We start from the raw sequence: 15,553 nt of genomic DNA on the forward strand, positions 1-15,553 counted from the left end.
GTTTGAAAAAGCATTCCCGCAAAATGAGGCGTGCAGATTGCGGGAACACTCTTTCAAACAAGCATAAGAAAAACCCGTCTAAGCAATTCACTCAGACGGATTTTTTTATGCCTGTGGCTCATCAATCAGGACATCCTGTCTCCTGATTTTCTTTGTTGTACTACGTATAAACGGATTTTTCCGGATCACCAGGCCTGTAATACGACGATAGGTCGGCTGACTTTTATTGTATACATCCAGAAATGCCTGAAGCTGTAAACGAATCATCTCAGTATCCAGTGCTTTTGCCTCCACAACTGCCTGTTCCGGATAGATACGTGCTGTCAGACCATTCTCTTCACCTGTTACAATCACTTCCGCAACAAGTGGATTCAGCGCAAGCTTATTCTCGATTTCTTCCGGTGATACATTTTCCCCATTGGAGAGAATGATCAGATTTTTCACACGACCGTTAATAAAAAGGTATCCATCTTCATCCATATACCCCTTGTCTCCAGTATGCAGCCAGCCATCCTTCAGCGTTTCTGCTGTTTCATCCGGCATCTGATAGTACCCTTTCATAACACTTGTACCCTTTACCAGAATCTCCCCGTTTTCAAACTTTATCTCCACATTCTCAAGTGGTTTTCCGATAGAACCCGGTTTATGATTTTCCGGTGTATTATTACTGATAACAGGAGAACATTCCGACATGCCATATCCTTCCAGTATCTGAACGCCATATTCTGCAAAACGGTCAATATAGTACGGATCCAGATGTGCCCCGCCGGTAAAAATCGTCTGCAGTTTTCCGCCGAATACTTTTTCTGCAAGAACCGCCTTCGGGATTTCCGGATCAGCAGCCGCCAGTCTCTTATAAATTGTCTCAATCATCATCGGAACCATGAGCATGATATCTGGTTTAAAAATGCTCATATTTCTGACCATATGAAGCAGGGAGTCATTGATACAGATAGTTGCCCCCTGAGAAAATCCCTTCAGCCAGTCCATGATAAGGCAGAATGCATGATGGATTGGAAGTACACTGAGCATGGCAGTTCCAGGCTCTGCTGAAATCTTAACTGCCTCAACGTTGGATGCCAGATTATTCTGTGTCAGCATAACCCCTTTGCTCTTGCCTGTGGTTCCGGAAGTAAAGATAATAGTCGCAATAGCTTCTGCATCCGGACAGGAAGCATCTTCTGCTGCACTCTTTCCCATATCTCTCAGCTCATTGATACTGTACACTCCTGAAGGCAGATCCTCCACCTCTTTCTGGAGCATCCACACCTTCTGAAGCTTCGGACAGTTTGCAAGAAATGCTTCCAGATATGGTCTGTGTTTCGGACTTAAGAAGAGTGCTTCGGAATCGGAGCGATTTATCAGGTCGATCAGTTCTTCACACGGGAGTGCAGCATCCAGCGGCACCGCTGTAGCGCATCCTGTAATAATTCCCAGATAGCTTTCGATCCATTCTACAGAACTGGTTCCGATTAATGCAATATGTTTTCCCTCAAACCCTTCTGCAAGAAGTCCTTTTCTGGTAGAAATCACGTTTTTCATTATTTCGCTGTAACTTTTCTCCAGAACTTCTTTTCGGTTAAGCCATTTTACTGCTTTGACTTCGCCAAATTTCTGTACACTTTCTTCTAATATATTCCTGATCAGCATATTTTTTCTCCTTCACTGTTCTGTGAACTGACACTCTGTTGATTCTTACTGAAGCTCCTCAAGAAGCTTAAGCGCCTCCTCAAGAGTTGTAATTTTTGTCACTTCGTTTTCATCCAGTTCAATATCAAAGGTATCCTCGAGCTCACCCAGAAAAGACATAAAATCCAGGGAAGTAAATCCCAGATCTTCACGGAATCTCATCTCACCTGTCATCTCTTCCGGTTTCACTTTACTGTACTGTGCTACGATATTTTTAAATTCTATTTCCTGACTCATTCCATTTCCTCCTGATTTTTGATTTCGTAACTGTTCAGTACCCTCACAGTTACGAGTCAAAATGCATTCCAAATCACCTTCGGTGATGGCATTTTGCCTTGTATGGCTCGGGATTTTGGCAAAAAACATGCCAAAACGCCTCGCGGGATACTACCTTCTGAATAGTTACTTGATTTCTATAAAAACAATGCCGACAAGTTCTCTTTAACCGTTCTTACTCCTTCAAGCTTTTTGGAACCTGTTACGCTTTATACCTGTTCCATAATCTCTCCAATGCTCATATCCGGCTCTGCAATTCCTTTAAAAAGAATACGCATCATATAATAATACAACAATTCCATGTCATGCTCCTCCAGATGCGCAGTCTGATAATGATAGGAAAAGTTCATTCCCCCATCCTCGGTATGAGATACGGTCAGATACATTTTCTTGGTTGCAGCGCCGTTTGCAAACCATTTGGCATGCTGGCGGATAGTTCCAAGCATTTCATTCTCCACCCTCACCGGCATTGGCTGATAGGTCAGATAGCAGCTTTCATAGCTGGTATGCTCCGGTATATGATATCTTTTTCTCATCTCATCCACAATAAATGCCGGGTCATAATTGCTGTGCATATAAATTCGATTCTGCATATTCTGGATTTCATAAGCTGCCGAAAGAAAATCTGTCTCTGGTGAGATCACTGTTCTGCATGGAAACATAATGGTTCGGCTTCCTCCGGAAGTCCATTCGTCATGGGTAGAACGTCTGGATATAAAATTCTGAATTGTAATATCTTCCTGTCCATTATTTACTTTTGACAAATAAGTACGGATACCAAGCAGAAGCAAATTTGTCATAGAGAGCTGATGATTCATACAGAAATCCATCAGGTTCTGTGTCGCATACGGTTCCAGATGATAATCCTTTACTGCAACAAACAGCTCGTTCATCTCAATGTCAGAAGCACGAAGCTTCGGATTTCCATGGCGCTTTCTTGCTTCCTCCAATACGGATGGTCCCTGAATATCAGAATATAACGGCTCACCCAGTGCATCCAGCTGGTCATCCCAGAATTTTTTATCTTTTGCAAAACGCTTTTCATTGCCCGCCTTTGCCAGGTCTTTTTTCAGAACCGTTTCAAAATCTGCCAGTTCCTGAGGACAGGCTGTTCCATATCTGTAATGCGTATATAATTGGAACAAATCTTCGATCATAACTACAAGTCCACAGGAATCGATCAGTCTGTGATCCATATGTAAAAAGAAACCATTGTATCCTTCTGGAAGCTTCAGCATGGTAAATTCACACATCGGAATATTATTTCCGTCAAATGTTTCATATGCCCACTGCTGCATCAGCTCATCTGCCTTTGCCAGACTTTCCATTCCTGACAGATCCTTCAGCTCAATATCACGTGGGTCCTGTTTTTCAATATACTGTTTTACATTTCCATCTTTATCCGGCTTTGTAAAACGGACTCTGGTACAACCGGAACGCTCTGTTTCCATCTGAATACATTTTTTTAATAATCCAAAATCCAGTTCTGCCTGTACAGAAGCCACAACGCTTACACCCGATACCTGCTGTGTACCATAATCCAGAATCCAGTTGTGATGCATTTTCTGAGCTGCCGTCAAAGGATAATAATTTCTCATATAATAGATAACCTCCATTGTCCCGGGTTTCCTCTTTATCCGGGACAGAAAACATTGTATGTATGCTTCAAGTGAAAAAATATCATACCTTCTCAGGAAATTCCAGTACCCAGAAGACTTAATGAACACTTTATAAAAAATTGACCGAGACTTATCATACATTTAACATAACAATTCAAAGGTGTATTTCCTGCTATGTACTATGTCTGATAAATCCCGGTCAGGATTTTTTCCGTTTAATCGTATTTTTCAAAAAATTCCATCATCTTATGCTGATACAGTTCCGGATCTGCATAGGCACTGCACAGATGCCGAGCTCCTGGTATGATCACCAGTTCCTTCTCTGCCCTGCAGAGCATATAATTCTGAAAAGAGTTATTGGGATATACATAGGTGTCCTTCTCTCCATGGAAAAAGAGAACCGGTCTTTTATTTTTTTTCATGGCTTCTGTAGTGTCTGCATCTTTCATATGAAATCCAGCCAGAAGAGAACAGAACCAGTCCAGTTCCATCAGAAGCAACGGAATATGATGCAGATGGAACCAGTTAGCTGCCATATCACGCATCTGCCTTTCCATAGACTGAAAACCACAGTCCGCAATCAGGCCCTTTACTTCCGGTGGAAGAGTATGTCCTGATGCCATCAGCACAGATGCTGCACCCATGGACTGTCCGTACAGGTAAATGGGAAGCTTCTCTTTGTTTCGTTCAGCCATATATACTGCCCATTGCTGCACATCCCATTGTTCCTTTGCTCCAAAAGTAATATATTTTCCCTCGCTGTCACCGCAGCAGCGATGCTCTATAAACAGGACATCACACTGATGCTCATGCAGATATTTCGCCATAAAAGACAACGTGCCAAACCGGCTGCCACGATATCCATGACTTAATATGACGATCCGCTTCGCAGCTTCTGCAGGCAGATATAATGCATGCAGTTTTAATCCGTCAATACTTTTGATATAACAGTCCTGCATGTTCTGTTCAAAGCACCATGCCTTACTCTCATTATATTCTCTGGCATAACCATTCTGTGGATGATTTTCCCTGATATGAGACAGTTCAAACCATTTCTTTCTTTCCTTTTTCTGCTCTCCCCTTTTGCAGCAGACCACCATGTTAAAAAAGCGCCATCCCATCTCCAGAGATCCCAGAAAAACAGCCGCCAGTATTGCGAACAGCTTAATAATTTTTTTCTTCGTCATGACTTCCTCCGCAGTTCACATTTTGAATAAGAATCCTGCCCGTAAAACTTCAGTTATATCAGACAGCTTTAAGGTCTTTCACCATAGACTCAGGTGGCAGATAAGGTATCCACCTTTCAAGCTGATAGCTCTCCGATGAAGATACTATTTTACCGGACCATCCCACGAAGCAAATTGATCTGTATATGTATCCAGATCTGCCACACTTACCGTCAGTTTTCCGTCTGTATTCTTATAATCTATATACATAGGATTGCACCCGCCTGTAGTTTCACCTACACTGTCTGTCGTGAATACATTTCCACAATTCTGGCATACCAGTCTTCCGTTCTGTTCCTTAAAATACGCCCTTGGCGATGGATTGCATACCTGACATGTATTAAGTGATAAGCGCGGAGTTCCATCCGCTCCTTTTACAGCAATAAGCTGGATATTGGTTCCATTGGAATCGTAATTGATATACATTGGATTCGAAGTCAATGTATCTGCATTAATTGAAATTTCACCATTCTCTACGGCAGGAGTTTCATATACCACTGTTTCCTCTTTCTCCGCATCGGATTCCGTATTTTCAGCTTCTGACGTATCCAGACTTCCTGACGCATCCAAACTTTCTGACACATTCGTATTTCCGGATGCATCTGAGCTTCCGCAGCCAGACAATGCTGCTATCACAAGTGCTGTCCATATAATGGTATCATCGGTTTTAACAAAATTATCCATAAAACTATTTTGACCGATTTTTTCTAATTTATTCTCCCTAGCCATCGCTCCTTGGAATTTCTAATTACTTCTTGAATTTATATCTTCCTTTTCCGTGACCGGATACCGGTTCAATAATGTCTGCCTTTACCAAATTGGAAAGAAGTTTTGAAGCACCTGAACCTTTTAGCTCAAGAAGCTCCATAACTGCACTTCTTCCAAACACCTCATCAAAACCAAATCTTTCAAAAAGTCTATGAATATGAATCGTCGTTTTTACTGAGAAATCACTACCTTTTCCGGAAAGCACACTTTCAATAGCCACTTTTTTATCTTGAATGTCCACTTTTTCATTCTCAATATCCACTTTCGAATCCCCAATGTCCACTTTTTCTTCGTTCAAAAGTCCACTTATATGAAGATTTCTATTATGAAGCTCATTTTTCTCGTTCAAAAGCAGATTTCTGAGAAATACTTCCAGATACTCTGTTGTTTCGTGAATACCTTTTTGCAGGTTCGTATAATTTGCACGGACAAGTGCATTTCTAAAATACCACGCATTTTCCGCAAAAATATCATTGGTTGCAGAAAAGCCCAGTGTCCTTAAATATTTGATAAAGAACACTGCCGTTGTTCTCGTATTGCCTTCTCCGAAGATATGGATTTGCCATAACCTTGAAACAAACACCGCAAGATGATGGATAATCTCGTCCATTGAAAGTCCTTTATAACTAAAATCTTTCTCCTGCGAAAAATCATATTCCAGTGTGGCTCTCAGTTCTGAAGCACTACCGTACATTACAGTTGCTCCATCAAGCACCCATTCTTTCTTTGTGATGTTGTAATCTCGAATCTTTCCGGCGTGTTTATAAATACCCCGAAAGAGTTTGCGGTGGATAGAGATATACTCATTTGGAGAAAATGAGAACGCTGTTTCAGAAAGAATTTCAGCAATACGGGACGAAACCTTATCAGCTTCTTCGGTACGCTCATCATCGGACAAATGCACAGGTCTTTCCTCATAGTAACTATCAATAAGGCTCTGTGCTTCTTTCATTGTGATTTTGCCTTCAATATTCTGAATGGCAGTATCAATCAAATATTTAGATGGTTTGAGTCCGTCCACTGCCTGAAGTCCGATTGCCGTACTCCAAGCATATCCCTTATGAGCTTTATCCGGTTCAGACTCCCTCAAATATTCCTTAAACGGGTCTTTTTCCATATCCACTACCTCGCTTCATAGTCTTATAATTCAATCTAATTTGTGCAGACTGTCTGCGCAAATTCAAATCTGCACTATTCGCTTTTCTGCATATCCTCATCAGCTTTTGCAATCATCTGTCTGTACTGTTCTCTCACACTTTCCGGTGCAAGTATCTGTACCTTGCCATTCCCCCCCCAAGGGATACTGTTTCATTCTTATTTGATATTATACTATGAATAATCTATTTTTTTCAAGATATGAGGATTCGTTCGCAACTTCTATTCGTCAAGGTGTTACTGTTCACTCCGTTCACAGTAACGCGCTTCGCGATGCACAGAAATCATGCATTCGCATGATTTCGCGCCGCAATTCTCGGGTTTTCTGTGAACTTTGTTCACAAAAAACGCCTCGCGGAACGTTACCAGTGAACAGTAACGTCAAGGTGTCACTTTTTGATAACACCTGATACTACATTTTTGAGGATAAAAAAAAGAGAGGCCGAAGCACCTCAATTATGAATTGCAGACACAGCATGATAGATTCCGTAATATGCACGATTATTGGCACCACGAAACTCTTTCGCACCGAGAAGGATCTCTGCGGCTTTAATGTCACTTTGTGCCGTTTCAATTCTATACAGAACCAGATCCTTCTGTGTTCCTTTTTCATTAGGCTGCTTCAAATAGCTTTACCCCTTCTTTTTCCACGTTTGCATAAAATGGGTACACATCAACCCAATTTTGAAAATGCTGTTGACTTTTAGCTATGGGCTTTATATCAAGATCGTGATCCATATTAAAATCAAAGGTTTCACCAGATAATTCATGCCGATACTGTTTTATATCCATATCAGATAAATCCAGAAGAATCATAATATCTATATCTGAATCATCCCTGTAATCACCTCTTGCATAAGAACCATACAAAATCACCTTTTTTAAATGTTTTCCATATATTTTCTGCAAAATTTCTGTGTACTGGTCCAATAAATTTCGTGTTGTTATCGGCATAGTCCCACCTCCTGCTGCTCATTACCAGTTTCAATGCCTCTCACGGCACCTTCTGTTCAAATATAGTAGATACCTTACTTTATTATAAGCGTACCACACTCGGTTATGCAATAAGTATTTTTCTCCAAATTTAGACAAACATCTCCCACTTAATAAGGAATAAAAGCAGCCACCCTATTATTTATAGAATAGCTGCTCAGTTAAAATTCCATATTCAGTTTTATTCTACAAATCTGACAGTGAAATTCGGTCGTATGCACCATTTTCTTATCTTCTGAGTGTGTCTCCAAACCGATAATTGTAATATCTTTCTGATCTGGACCGTAAACCCAGTACATTCTCATTGCGCCACTGGTTTTATTTTCCAGATATGATTGCCACACTTTCATTCCTGTACCTGCTTTCTAATTCTGCAAAAAACTCTTTGTAATCTCTTCCTTTTCCTTTTTCAATATCATGGTAACTGTCCATTACCATCTTACGGACATCCTTCTGGTTCTCTTCCATTGCATCTATAAAATCTGATTTTCTCACTGTTGCTGTTGCTCCCATCGACAATTCCTCCTTTCAAATTATCCAATGTTTCATTCACTTGTTATAGTCTATAGCTCCATAGCTTATCTTTTGTTCCCTTTACATTTACTATAATCTTACTACCACTGCTTATGCAATAAGATTTTTTCGACAACGCCAGAAGAGAATCTCGCATCCTTTTCCTGTCTGTTTTTCCATTCCTGCTTCTTTTCTTTCAGTTTTTTCTGGAAATCATCAAACTCTGCCTGTTTTAATTCTTTTGTTACTGTCGTATATATATCAAGTGTCACATCACTTCTGCTATGACCACACAGGTTCTGTATCACTTTAATATTTACTCCTGCTTCTACCAAGCGTGTTGTAAACGTATGTCTGAGTGAGTGGCAGGAGAAGTTTGGAAGTAACACGGGATTATTTTTTTCTTTCAGGAGCTGTTTGTCATTACAGTCTCTTATAATACGCCGTAAAGCCCTATTTAGGGTTCCCTGGTTCTGCACATTACCAAAGCGGTTTACAAAAATAAAGTTGTGGTACCCGTCAATAGTTACTTTGGACTGTATTCCTGCCAGCTCCTGCATTTTTTTCTCTAACAGGAACGCATTCTTTACTTCCTCCGTCATAGGGATCTGACGCACTCCAGCTTTGGTCTTCGGAGAATGAATATCGAAATAACAGCCGTTCTCATCCCGATGTTTATAATAAACCAGCGTATGGTTCACGTCTATTATTCCAGACTTTAAGTCGATATCATTCCAACGTAACCCGGTAATTTCACCTACACGCATTCCAGTTCCCAGCATAACTGTAAAAATAGGAAGCCAATGATAATACTGTGAGTTCTCTTTGGACAAAAATTCCATAAACAGCTCCTGCTCTGGTAATGTCAAAGCGCGTCTATGTGAATCCTCATAATGATGAGAACTTTTTAATTCTTTCAGCAAATTATCTGAAATATTTCTTCTTATGTAATTGTCTTCAACAGCAAGCTGCAGAATCTGATGTATCACTGTATGAATATTATCTATTGTCGCAATCTTTAGGCCCCTTGCATTACTCTGGAGAGGGTTACGTACAAGAAAGCTGATTACTAAAGGCCTATGGATTTTTATAGATGAGTTCCAGAATCTTTCTTTGAAAGAGGATTCCGTTCTGTTAGAAATGCTGTGTGAAGCAAGAAAGTATCATGTGAATATTGTGCTGGCTACTCAGTCAATCGCTGGATACAGAAACGATATCAAAGCAGCACTGGATAAAACGGCAGTCCATTCGTGACCGCAAGCACCTTTCCACCATACTTTCTTATTCAAGCCGAAAGTTATACTGTCCGGTGTCAGTGGTAAATTCTTTTCTGACCACTCTGCAATCAATTCTGGATGTACTGCCGCTAAGCTGTTACTCATATCAAAACCTCCACTTCCTCTGTGATTAAAGTATATGAGGTTTCGGCTTTTTCTTGTAGTTTGCGAATATCCGTAAAATAGAAAAAGCCCTTTGAGAAAAGATTTCTCCTCTCTCAAAGGGCTTGATAAATGGGAATTTTCAAATTAGTCTTTGCAAATAACCTTTGAACCTTCACCATCAATTACAATTCCCTGACGGTTGTTAATCGGGCATAGATTCAAATCCGAAAACTCAGTCATTATTTTCTCGGTAACTTTCTTAAATGGTGCTGTAAGATAATGCGGAAGAACATAGAAATCAATCAAATCAAGCCCTGCATCATCTTCTTGTGAGTAGTCCTCTGGCTTTTCATCCATTTGCTCGATATATTGGATGCTTGGAGCGCATATAATTGCGCCTGCCGACTCGCCGATCATCAATTTTCCATTTGCCAATTCCTTTTTCAGTAGCCCATCAGTTCCCGTTTTACGGAGCTGGTCCATAAGAAAGAAAGAATTTCCGCCGGTAAAATATATCACATCTGCTTCTTCAAAAACAGACTGTATCGTTGAATAAGCCTCCGTTGAAATATCAATTTCAGTTACGATTGCTCCCAACTTTTTGAATAATTTTCGAGCCGAGCCGACATAACCGGTGTAGCCTTCACGCAGTGAAGCTGTTGGAATAAATGCGACTTTCTTATTTTCAATTTCTTCCTTTATCAGACTTCCCACACTTGAAAAGTGCGAACATAAAAATAGTTTCATCAATATTCTCCTTTATAAATACCGATTTATCTTTTTCTTTCTGAAAATGGGCAATTCCGCAATGGAACTGCCCATATATCTTTAAAATATGCGATTTTTAAGGCTCTGCACCGTTTCAAGCACCATTTGGTGTAAATTTGGTGTATTTGTGTATTTTCAGAGCTTTTTCACAAATGAAGTACATCCCGTTTTGTAAGGTAAAACGGTACTTCTTAATAGAGCTTTGCACCTGCCGGAATATGGTCATCTACCATAAGGAGATGAAGCTTTTCTTCGCCTTCTTCTTCGTGTACTGCACTGAGAAGCATACCACAAGAGTCAATGCCCATCATTGCTCTTGGAGGAAGATTTGTGATTGCGATAAGTGTCTTACCAACAAGTTCTTCCGGCTCGTAATATGCGTGAATACCGCTTAAAATGGTTCTATCTATGCCTGTTCCGTCATCAAGAGTGAACTGAAGGAGTTTCTTTGACTTCGGTACAGCAACGCATTCTTTAACCTTAACTGCTCTGAAATCTGACTTTGAGAATGTATCAAAATCAACATCTTCTTCAAACAAAGGCTCAACCTTTACCTTAGAAAAATCAATTTTTTCCGGCTCTGAATTTGGTGTAGAAACCTCTTTAGAACTTACACCATTTTCGGATTTTACACCACCGAGGGTCTTCATTGTCGGGAACAGCAACACATCACGAATGGCCTGGCTGTCTGTCAGAAGCATAACAAGACGGTCGATTCCGTATCCGATACCACCTGTCGGCGGCATACCGATTTCCAGCGCATTCAGGAAATCTTCATCTGTATGGTTTGCTTCTTCATCACCAGCATCTGCAAGTGCATCCTGCGCCTTGAAACGTTCGCGCTGATCAATCGGATCATTCAGCTCGGAATATGCGTTACACATTTCCCATGTATTAATGAAAAGCTCAAAACGCTCTACCTTGTTTGGATCAGAAGGTTTCTTCTTAGTCAACGGAGAAATCTCGATTGGGTGATCCATAATAAATGTAGGCTGAATCAGCTCTTTCTCACAATATTCTTCGAAGAAGAGATTGATAATATCGCCTTTCTTGTGACGCTCCTCATACTCGATATGATGTTCGGCAGCAAGCTTCTTGGCAGCTTCATCATCTGCAACCTGGTCAAAGTCAATTCCTGCATATTTCTTGATCGCATCATTCATGGTCAGACGCTCAAATGGCTTTCCAAGATCAATCTCGATACCATTGTAAGAAATCTTGGTGGAACCGCAGACCTTCTCCGCCAGATAGCGGAACATGGATTCCGTAAGTTCCATCATTCCTTCATAATCTGTATATGCCTGGTAAAGCTCCATCAGTGTAAATTCTGGATTGTGACGGGTATCAACACCCTCATTACGGAATACACGGCCAATCTCGTAGACTCTTTCAAGTCCGCCAACGATCAGTCGTTTCAGATAAAGTTCCAGTGAAATACGAAGCTTAACATCTTCATTCAGTGCATTGTAATGTGTCTCAAATGGTCTGGCAGCTGCACCACCAGCATTGGAAACCAGCATTGGAGTCTCTACTTCCATGAAGTCACGGCCAGCAAGGAAGTTTCGGATCTCTTTAATAACCTGAGAGCGCTTGATAAATACGTTCTTGCTGTCCTGGTTCATGATCAGGTCTACGTATCTCTGACGATAACGCATATCTGTGTCTGTCAATCCGTGGAATTTCTCCGGAAGGATCTGCAGGCTCTTTGATAAAAGAGTCATTTTCTCTGCATGAATAGAAATCTCACCGGTTCTGGTTCTGAATGCAAAACCTTCCAGGCCGAAGATATCGCCAATATCAGATTTCTTAAAGTCTGCATAAGAATCTGCTCCGATGGCGTCTCTTGCAACATATACCTGAATATTTCCCTGTAAATCCTGGATATTGCAGAAAGAAGCTTTTCCCATGACTCTCTTGAACATCATACGTCCAGCGATTGCCACATGGATCGGGCTGGCATCCATAATACTTCTTCTCTCTTCGTAGTCGTTCTTCTGAACTTCCTTTGCCTGCTCTTCATCAAGACCTGTTACGTCCGGCTCTGTGCGATCTTTCAGCAGCTCTGCTTCATGTACCTCATAAAGATTCTTTACTTCCAGTGAATGATGGGTCTGATTAAATTTTGTTATCTGAAATGGATCCTTGCCATTCGCCTGAAGCTCTGCCAGTTTATCACGGCGGATTTTCAGAAGCTGATTCAGATCCTGATTCTTCTGTTCTGCCACTTTTGTGCCTCCTTAAATATTACGCTGGATTTCCAGCACTTTGTACTTCATGATACCGGATGGCAGCTCTACTTCTACAATATCACCTTTGTGTGCGCCCATAAGAGCCTTTCCTACAGGAGATTCGTTAGAATCTTGCCTTCCAGGCTGTTTGCCTCTGTGGAGCCAACCAGCTTCAGTTCTATATCTTCCTCAAATTCGAAGTCATGTACTCTTACTTTACATCCTACGCTGATCTTGTCAAGATCTACTTCGTCCTCAACTACAACCTCAGCGTTCTTCAGGATTTTCTCAATTTCTTCAATACGCGCTTCGATATCTCTCTGCTCATCTTTAGCTGCATCGTACTCTGCATTCTCAGACAGGTCTCCCTGCTCTCTTGCCTCTTTGATCTTACCTGCTACTTCTTTTCTTTTTACTACCTTTAAATCATGCAGCTCTTCTTCCAGTTTTTTAAGTCCTGCATAGGTTAGTAAGTTCTTCTTTTCTTCCATTATAGCCTTACTCCCTTTCATTCCGGCGGCTTATCGCCCCGTATCATACATTTCTTATATGCTGTTTCTCCCGGAAAATTCCATTGCTATAAAAGTCCTGAACAAAAAGCTGCAGAAATATACCAACAACAGATAACATTCATGCGCCAGACAGTCCACTTTTATAATTGGTAATGCCTGCAAAAGCAGACATTTCATTACCCAAAAGGGTACAAATTCACTAGGATATTCACAGTTTCACCATTATAGCTAAATCAACAGGCATTGTCAAGACAGAAAAATAGCGAACAAATGTAAAAAAAGATGCCGCAGAACCACCATTTTTCCGTGATTCTGCGGCATCTTACTTCTTAATTATGCTATTCTCTCAGAATGTGCTTCTGAAAGGGGAAAAGTTATCCTTCGATGGCAATGTGTTTCTTCTCTTCCACTGCTGGTTTCGCTTCTTTCTTCGGAACAAACAGTTTCAGAATGCCATGTTTAAACTCAGCCTTAATATCCTCCTGCTGAACATCCTCGCCTACATAAAAGCTTCTGCTGCAGGCTCCTGCGTAACGCTCCCTGCGGATGTAACGACCAGATTCTTTCTCCTGCTCGTCTTTGTCCAGACCTTTCTCGGCGCTGATGGTCAGATAGCCATTCTCCAAGGAAGCCTTAATCTCATCTTTGGTAAATCCTGGAAGATCGACTACCAGCTGATAACCGTTATCCATTTCCTTAATATCAGTTTTCATAACGTGGCTGGCTCTCTTGCCATAAAGCTTCTTCTCGGTATCTTTCATTGCTTTATCATCATAATAGAATGGAAAATCATTAAAGAAATCATCAAATAAGTTCTCTCCAAAAATACTAGGCATTAACATAAGTCATCTCTCCTTTTTATATATGCTGTTTACCTTGTTTCTTGGAACTCGGGTGGTAGGGAATTCATAAAGCCTTTCGCTTTTGCTTTCTTTTTATCCCCTTCCTTTGTTCTAGTTGTAATATAGCACCTATTATTAGCACTGTCAAGTGGTGAGTGCTAATATTTTTGTGAAGAATTTGTGAACGCTACGGTCTGTGCTAGACGGATATCCACCGGACATCCAGCCCCCATCACATACTGCATAAAAAGGAACAACATATTTTTGCAACTTATCTTGCACTTTCACTGCTATCAACAAATGTATCTTCTGTTTATATATATTATTACCATGAATTTGCATTGCTCAGTCTACAATCCCCAATAACCAGTCTCTGGCATTAATACGTCGAATTCCCTCATATTGTTCTTCTGGTTCTTCATCCATTGTTAAGATAATCTTTGGATAATGATCTCGTATCGCCTGTAATGGCCTTAATTCTCTTAAAAGTGTATTTTCATCTCGTACAGTCAGTGCCACCTGGAAATATACTGTTCCCTTTTTATTCTGTGCCACAAAATCCACTTCATATGAATCGATTTTTCCAACATACACCTCATATCCTCGACGTAACAATTCCAGATAGACTATATTTTCCAGAACATGTCCTGCATCTGCCTGCCTCGAACCTAAAAGCATATACCTCATTCCAATATCAACTATATAATATTTTTCAAGAGTTTTTAAATATTGTTTTCCCTTTATATTATAACGTTTTGCCTGATATATAATATAACTCTCGCTAAAAGCCTCTAGATATTTTTCCACCGTTTTTGTATCAATTTTTCGCCCTTCTGAGGTCATCGTATCTGCAATTTTTTTTGATGACAATGGATTTCCTATATTATCAAACACAAATCTTAAGACACTCTTAAGCATCATAGTATCTGTAATTTTTTTTCTGTTTATAATATCCTTTACAACAATCGTATTATAGATTCCTTCCAGATAATCTCTGATCTCATCTGGCTGATTTTTTAATTCCAGTGTAAACGGAAATGAACTATTCTGCAAATACTCAGCATATTTGATTCCTCTGTCATTCATACTGCCAGTACTCTCCATATATTCCTTAAAAGACAACGGCAACATTTCAATCTGAATATATCTTCCTGAAATCATAGTTGCAATCTCACTGGACAACATATATGCATTGGAACCAGTCACATAAATATCTATGTTTTTTTTAATATAAAGACTGTCCAACACTTTCGGAAAATCTGTTACATTCTGAATTTCATCAAGGAAAATATATGTCATTTTTCCATCAATCAGACGTTCCTTTAAATATTTATATAATTTCCTGTAATCTGTCAGTTCTTCATAATCAAGATCTTCAAAATTAATAGAAATAATCTGTTCTTCCTCAATCCCATGCTCTTTTAAATAATTGCGATAAATTTCCAGAAGCATAGATTTTCCACAACGTCGTACACCTGTAACAATTTTAATCAACTGCTTATCTTTCCAGGCTATCAGTTTTTCTAAATATTCTTTTCTTTCTATAATCATAATAATGCTCCTTTCTTTACTAATTATATTC

15 protein-coding genes and 1 pseudogene are annotated in these 15,553 nt (G+C 40.1%); all 16 read right to left on the reverse strand.

Annotated elements, in window-relative coordinates:
- Window positions 1-105: 105 nt before the first annotated feature.
- A complete protein-coding gene (locus DW904_RS00840; protein ID WP_118577684.1) occupies window positions 106-1,650 on the reverse strand; it encodes an AMP-binding protein in 1,545 nt (514 codons plus the stop codon).
- Window positions 1,651-1,695: 45 nt separating this feature from the next.
- Window positions 1,696-1,926, reverse strand: a complete 231-nt coding sequence (locus tag DW904_RS00845) for an acyl carrier protein (protein WP_118577685.1) — start codon at window positions 1,924-1,926, stop codon at window positions 1,696-1,698.
- A gap of 248 nt (window positions 1,927-2,174) precedes the next feature.
- A complete protein-coding gene (locus tag DW904_RS00850; protein WP_118577803.1) occupies window positions 2,175-3,563 on the reverse strand; it encodes a condensation domain-containing protein in 1,389 nt (462 codons plus the stop codon).
- 236 nt (window positions 3,564-3,799) lie between these two features.
- Window positions 3,800-4,771, reverse strand: coding sequence for an alpha/beta fold hydrolase (locus DW904_RS00855; protein WP_118577686.1), 972 nt, complete (start codon window positions 4,769-4,771; stop codon window positions 3,800-3,802).
- Window positions 4,772-4,915: 144 nt separating this feature from the next.
- Window positions 4,916-5,539 carry a DUF2318 domain-containing protein gene (locus tag DW904_RS00860; RefSeq protein ID WP_118577687.1) on the reverse strand — a complete coding sequence of 208 codons (624 nt, stop codon included), beginning with the start codon at window positions 5,537-5,539 and terminating at the stop codon, window positions 4,916-4,918.
- A 19-nt stretch (window positions 5,540-5,558) separates the two neighbouring features.
- Window positions 5,559-6,695 carry a Fic family protein gene (locus DW904_RS00865; RefSeq protein WP_118577688.1) on the reverse strand — a complete coding sequence of 379 codons (1,137 nt, stop codon included), beginning with the start codon at window positions 6,693-6,695 and terminating at the stop codon, window positions 5,559-5,561.
- A 490-nt stretch (window positions 6,696-7,185) separates the two neighbouring features.
- The gene (locus DW904_RS00875) at window positions 7,186-7,359 is read right to left on the reverse strand and encodes a hypothetical protein (protein ID WP_226814914.1); all 174 of its coding nucleotides are present in this window, start codon (window positions 7,357-7,359) and stop codon (window positions 7,186-7,188) included.
- On the reverse strand, window positions 7,346-7,687 hold the full coding sequence (locus DW904_RS00880) for a nucleotidyltransferase domain-containing protein (RefSeq protein ID WP_173718652.1): 342 nt from the start codon (window positions 7,685-7,687) through the stop codon (window positions 7,346-7,348). Before DW904_RS00880 ends, DW904_RS00875 begins: the two co-directional genes overlap by 14 nt.
- Before the next feature lie 357 nt (window positions 7,688-8,044).
- On the reverse strand, window positions 8,045-8,239 hold the full coding sequence (locus DW904_RS00885) for a hypothetical protein (protein WP_118577689.1): 195 nt from the start codon (window positions 8,237-8,239) through the stop codon (window positions 8,045-8,047).
- 101 nt (window positions 8,240-8,340) lie between these two features.
- Window positions 8,341-9,228 (reverse strand): site-specific integrase, encoded by an 888-nt coding sequence (locus DW904_RS00890; protein WP_347561974.1) that lies wholly within the window; start codon window positions 9,226-9,228, stop codon window positions 8,341-8,343.
- A gap of 198 nt (window positions 9,229-9,426) precedes the next feature.
- On the reverse strand, window positions 9,427-9,621 hold the full coding sequence (locus DW904_RS00900) for a zinc-ribbon domain-containing protein (RefSeq protein WP_118577692.1): 195 nt from the start codon (window positions 9,619-9,621) through the stop codon (window positions 9,427-9,429).
- A 144-nt stretch (window positions 9,622-9,765) separates the two neighbouring features.
- A complete protein-coding gene (locus DW904_RS00905; protein WP_055271744.1) occupies window positions 9,766-10,368 on the reverse strand; it encodes a Type 1 glutamine amidotransferase-like domain-containing protein in 603 nt (200 codons plus the stop codon).
- Window positions 10,369-10,580: 212 nt separating this feature from the next.
- Window positions 10,581-12,614, reverse strand: coding sequence for a lysine--tRNA ligase (lysS, locus tag DW904_RS00910; protein WP_118577693.1), 2,034 nt, complete (start codon window positions 12,612-12,614; stop codon window positions 10,581-10,583).
- A 12-nt stretch (window positions 12,615-12,626) separates the two neighbouring features.
- A pseudogene (greA, locus tag DW904_RS00915) lies at window positions 12,627-13,108 on the reverse strand (transcription elongation factor GreA).
- Between the two features lie 395 nt (window positions 13,109-13,503).
- On the reverse strand, window positions 13,504-13,971 hold the full coding sequence (locus DW904_RS00920) for an Hsp20/alpha crystallin family protein (RefSeq protein WP_118577694.1): 468 nt from the start codon (window positions 13,969-13,971) through the stop codon (window positions 13,504-13,506).
- Between the two features lie 345 nt (window positions 13,972-14,316).
- Window positions 14,317-15,522, reverse strand: coding sequence for an ATP-binding protein (locus DW904_RS00925; protein WP_118577695.1), 1,206 nt, complete (start codon window positions 15,520-15,522; stop codon window positions 14,317-14,319).
- Between the last annotated feature and the right edge of the window lie 31 nt (window positions 15,523-15,553).

Origin of the sequence: Ruminococcus sp. AM42-11 (assembly GCF_003480145.1) — a bacterium.
Taxonomy (GTDB): Bacteria; Bacillota; Clostridia; order Lachnospirales; family Lachnospiraceae; genus Blautia_A; species Blautia_A faecis.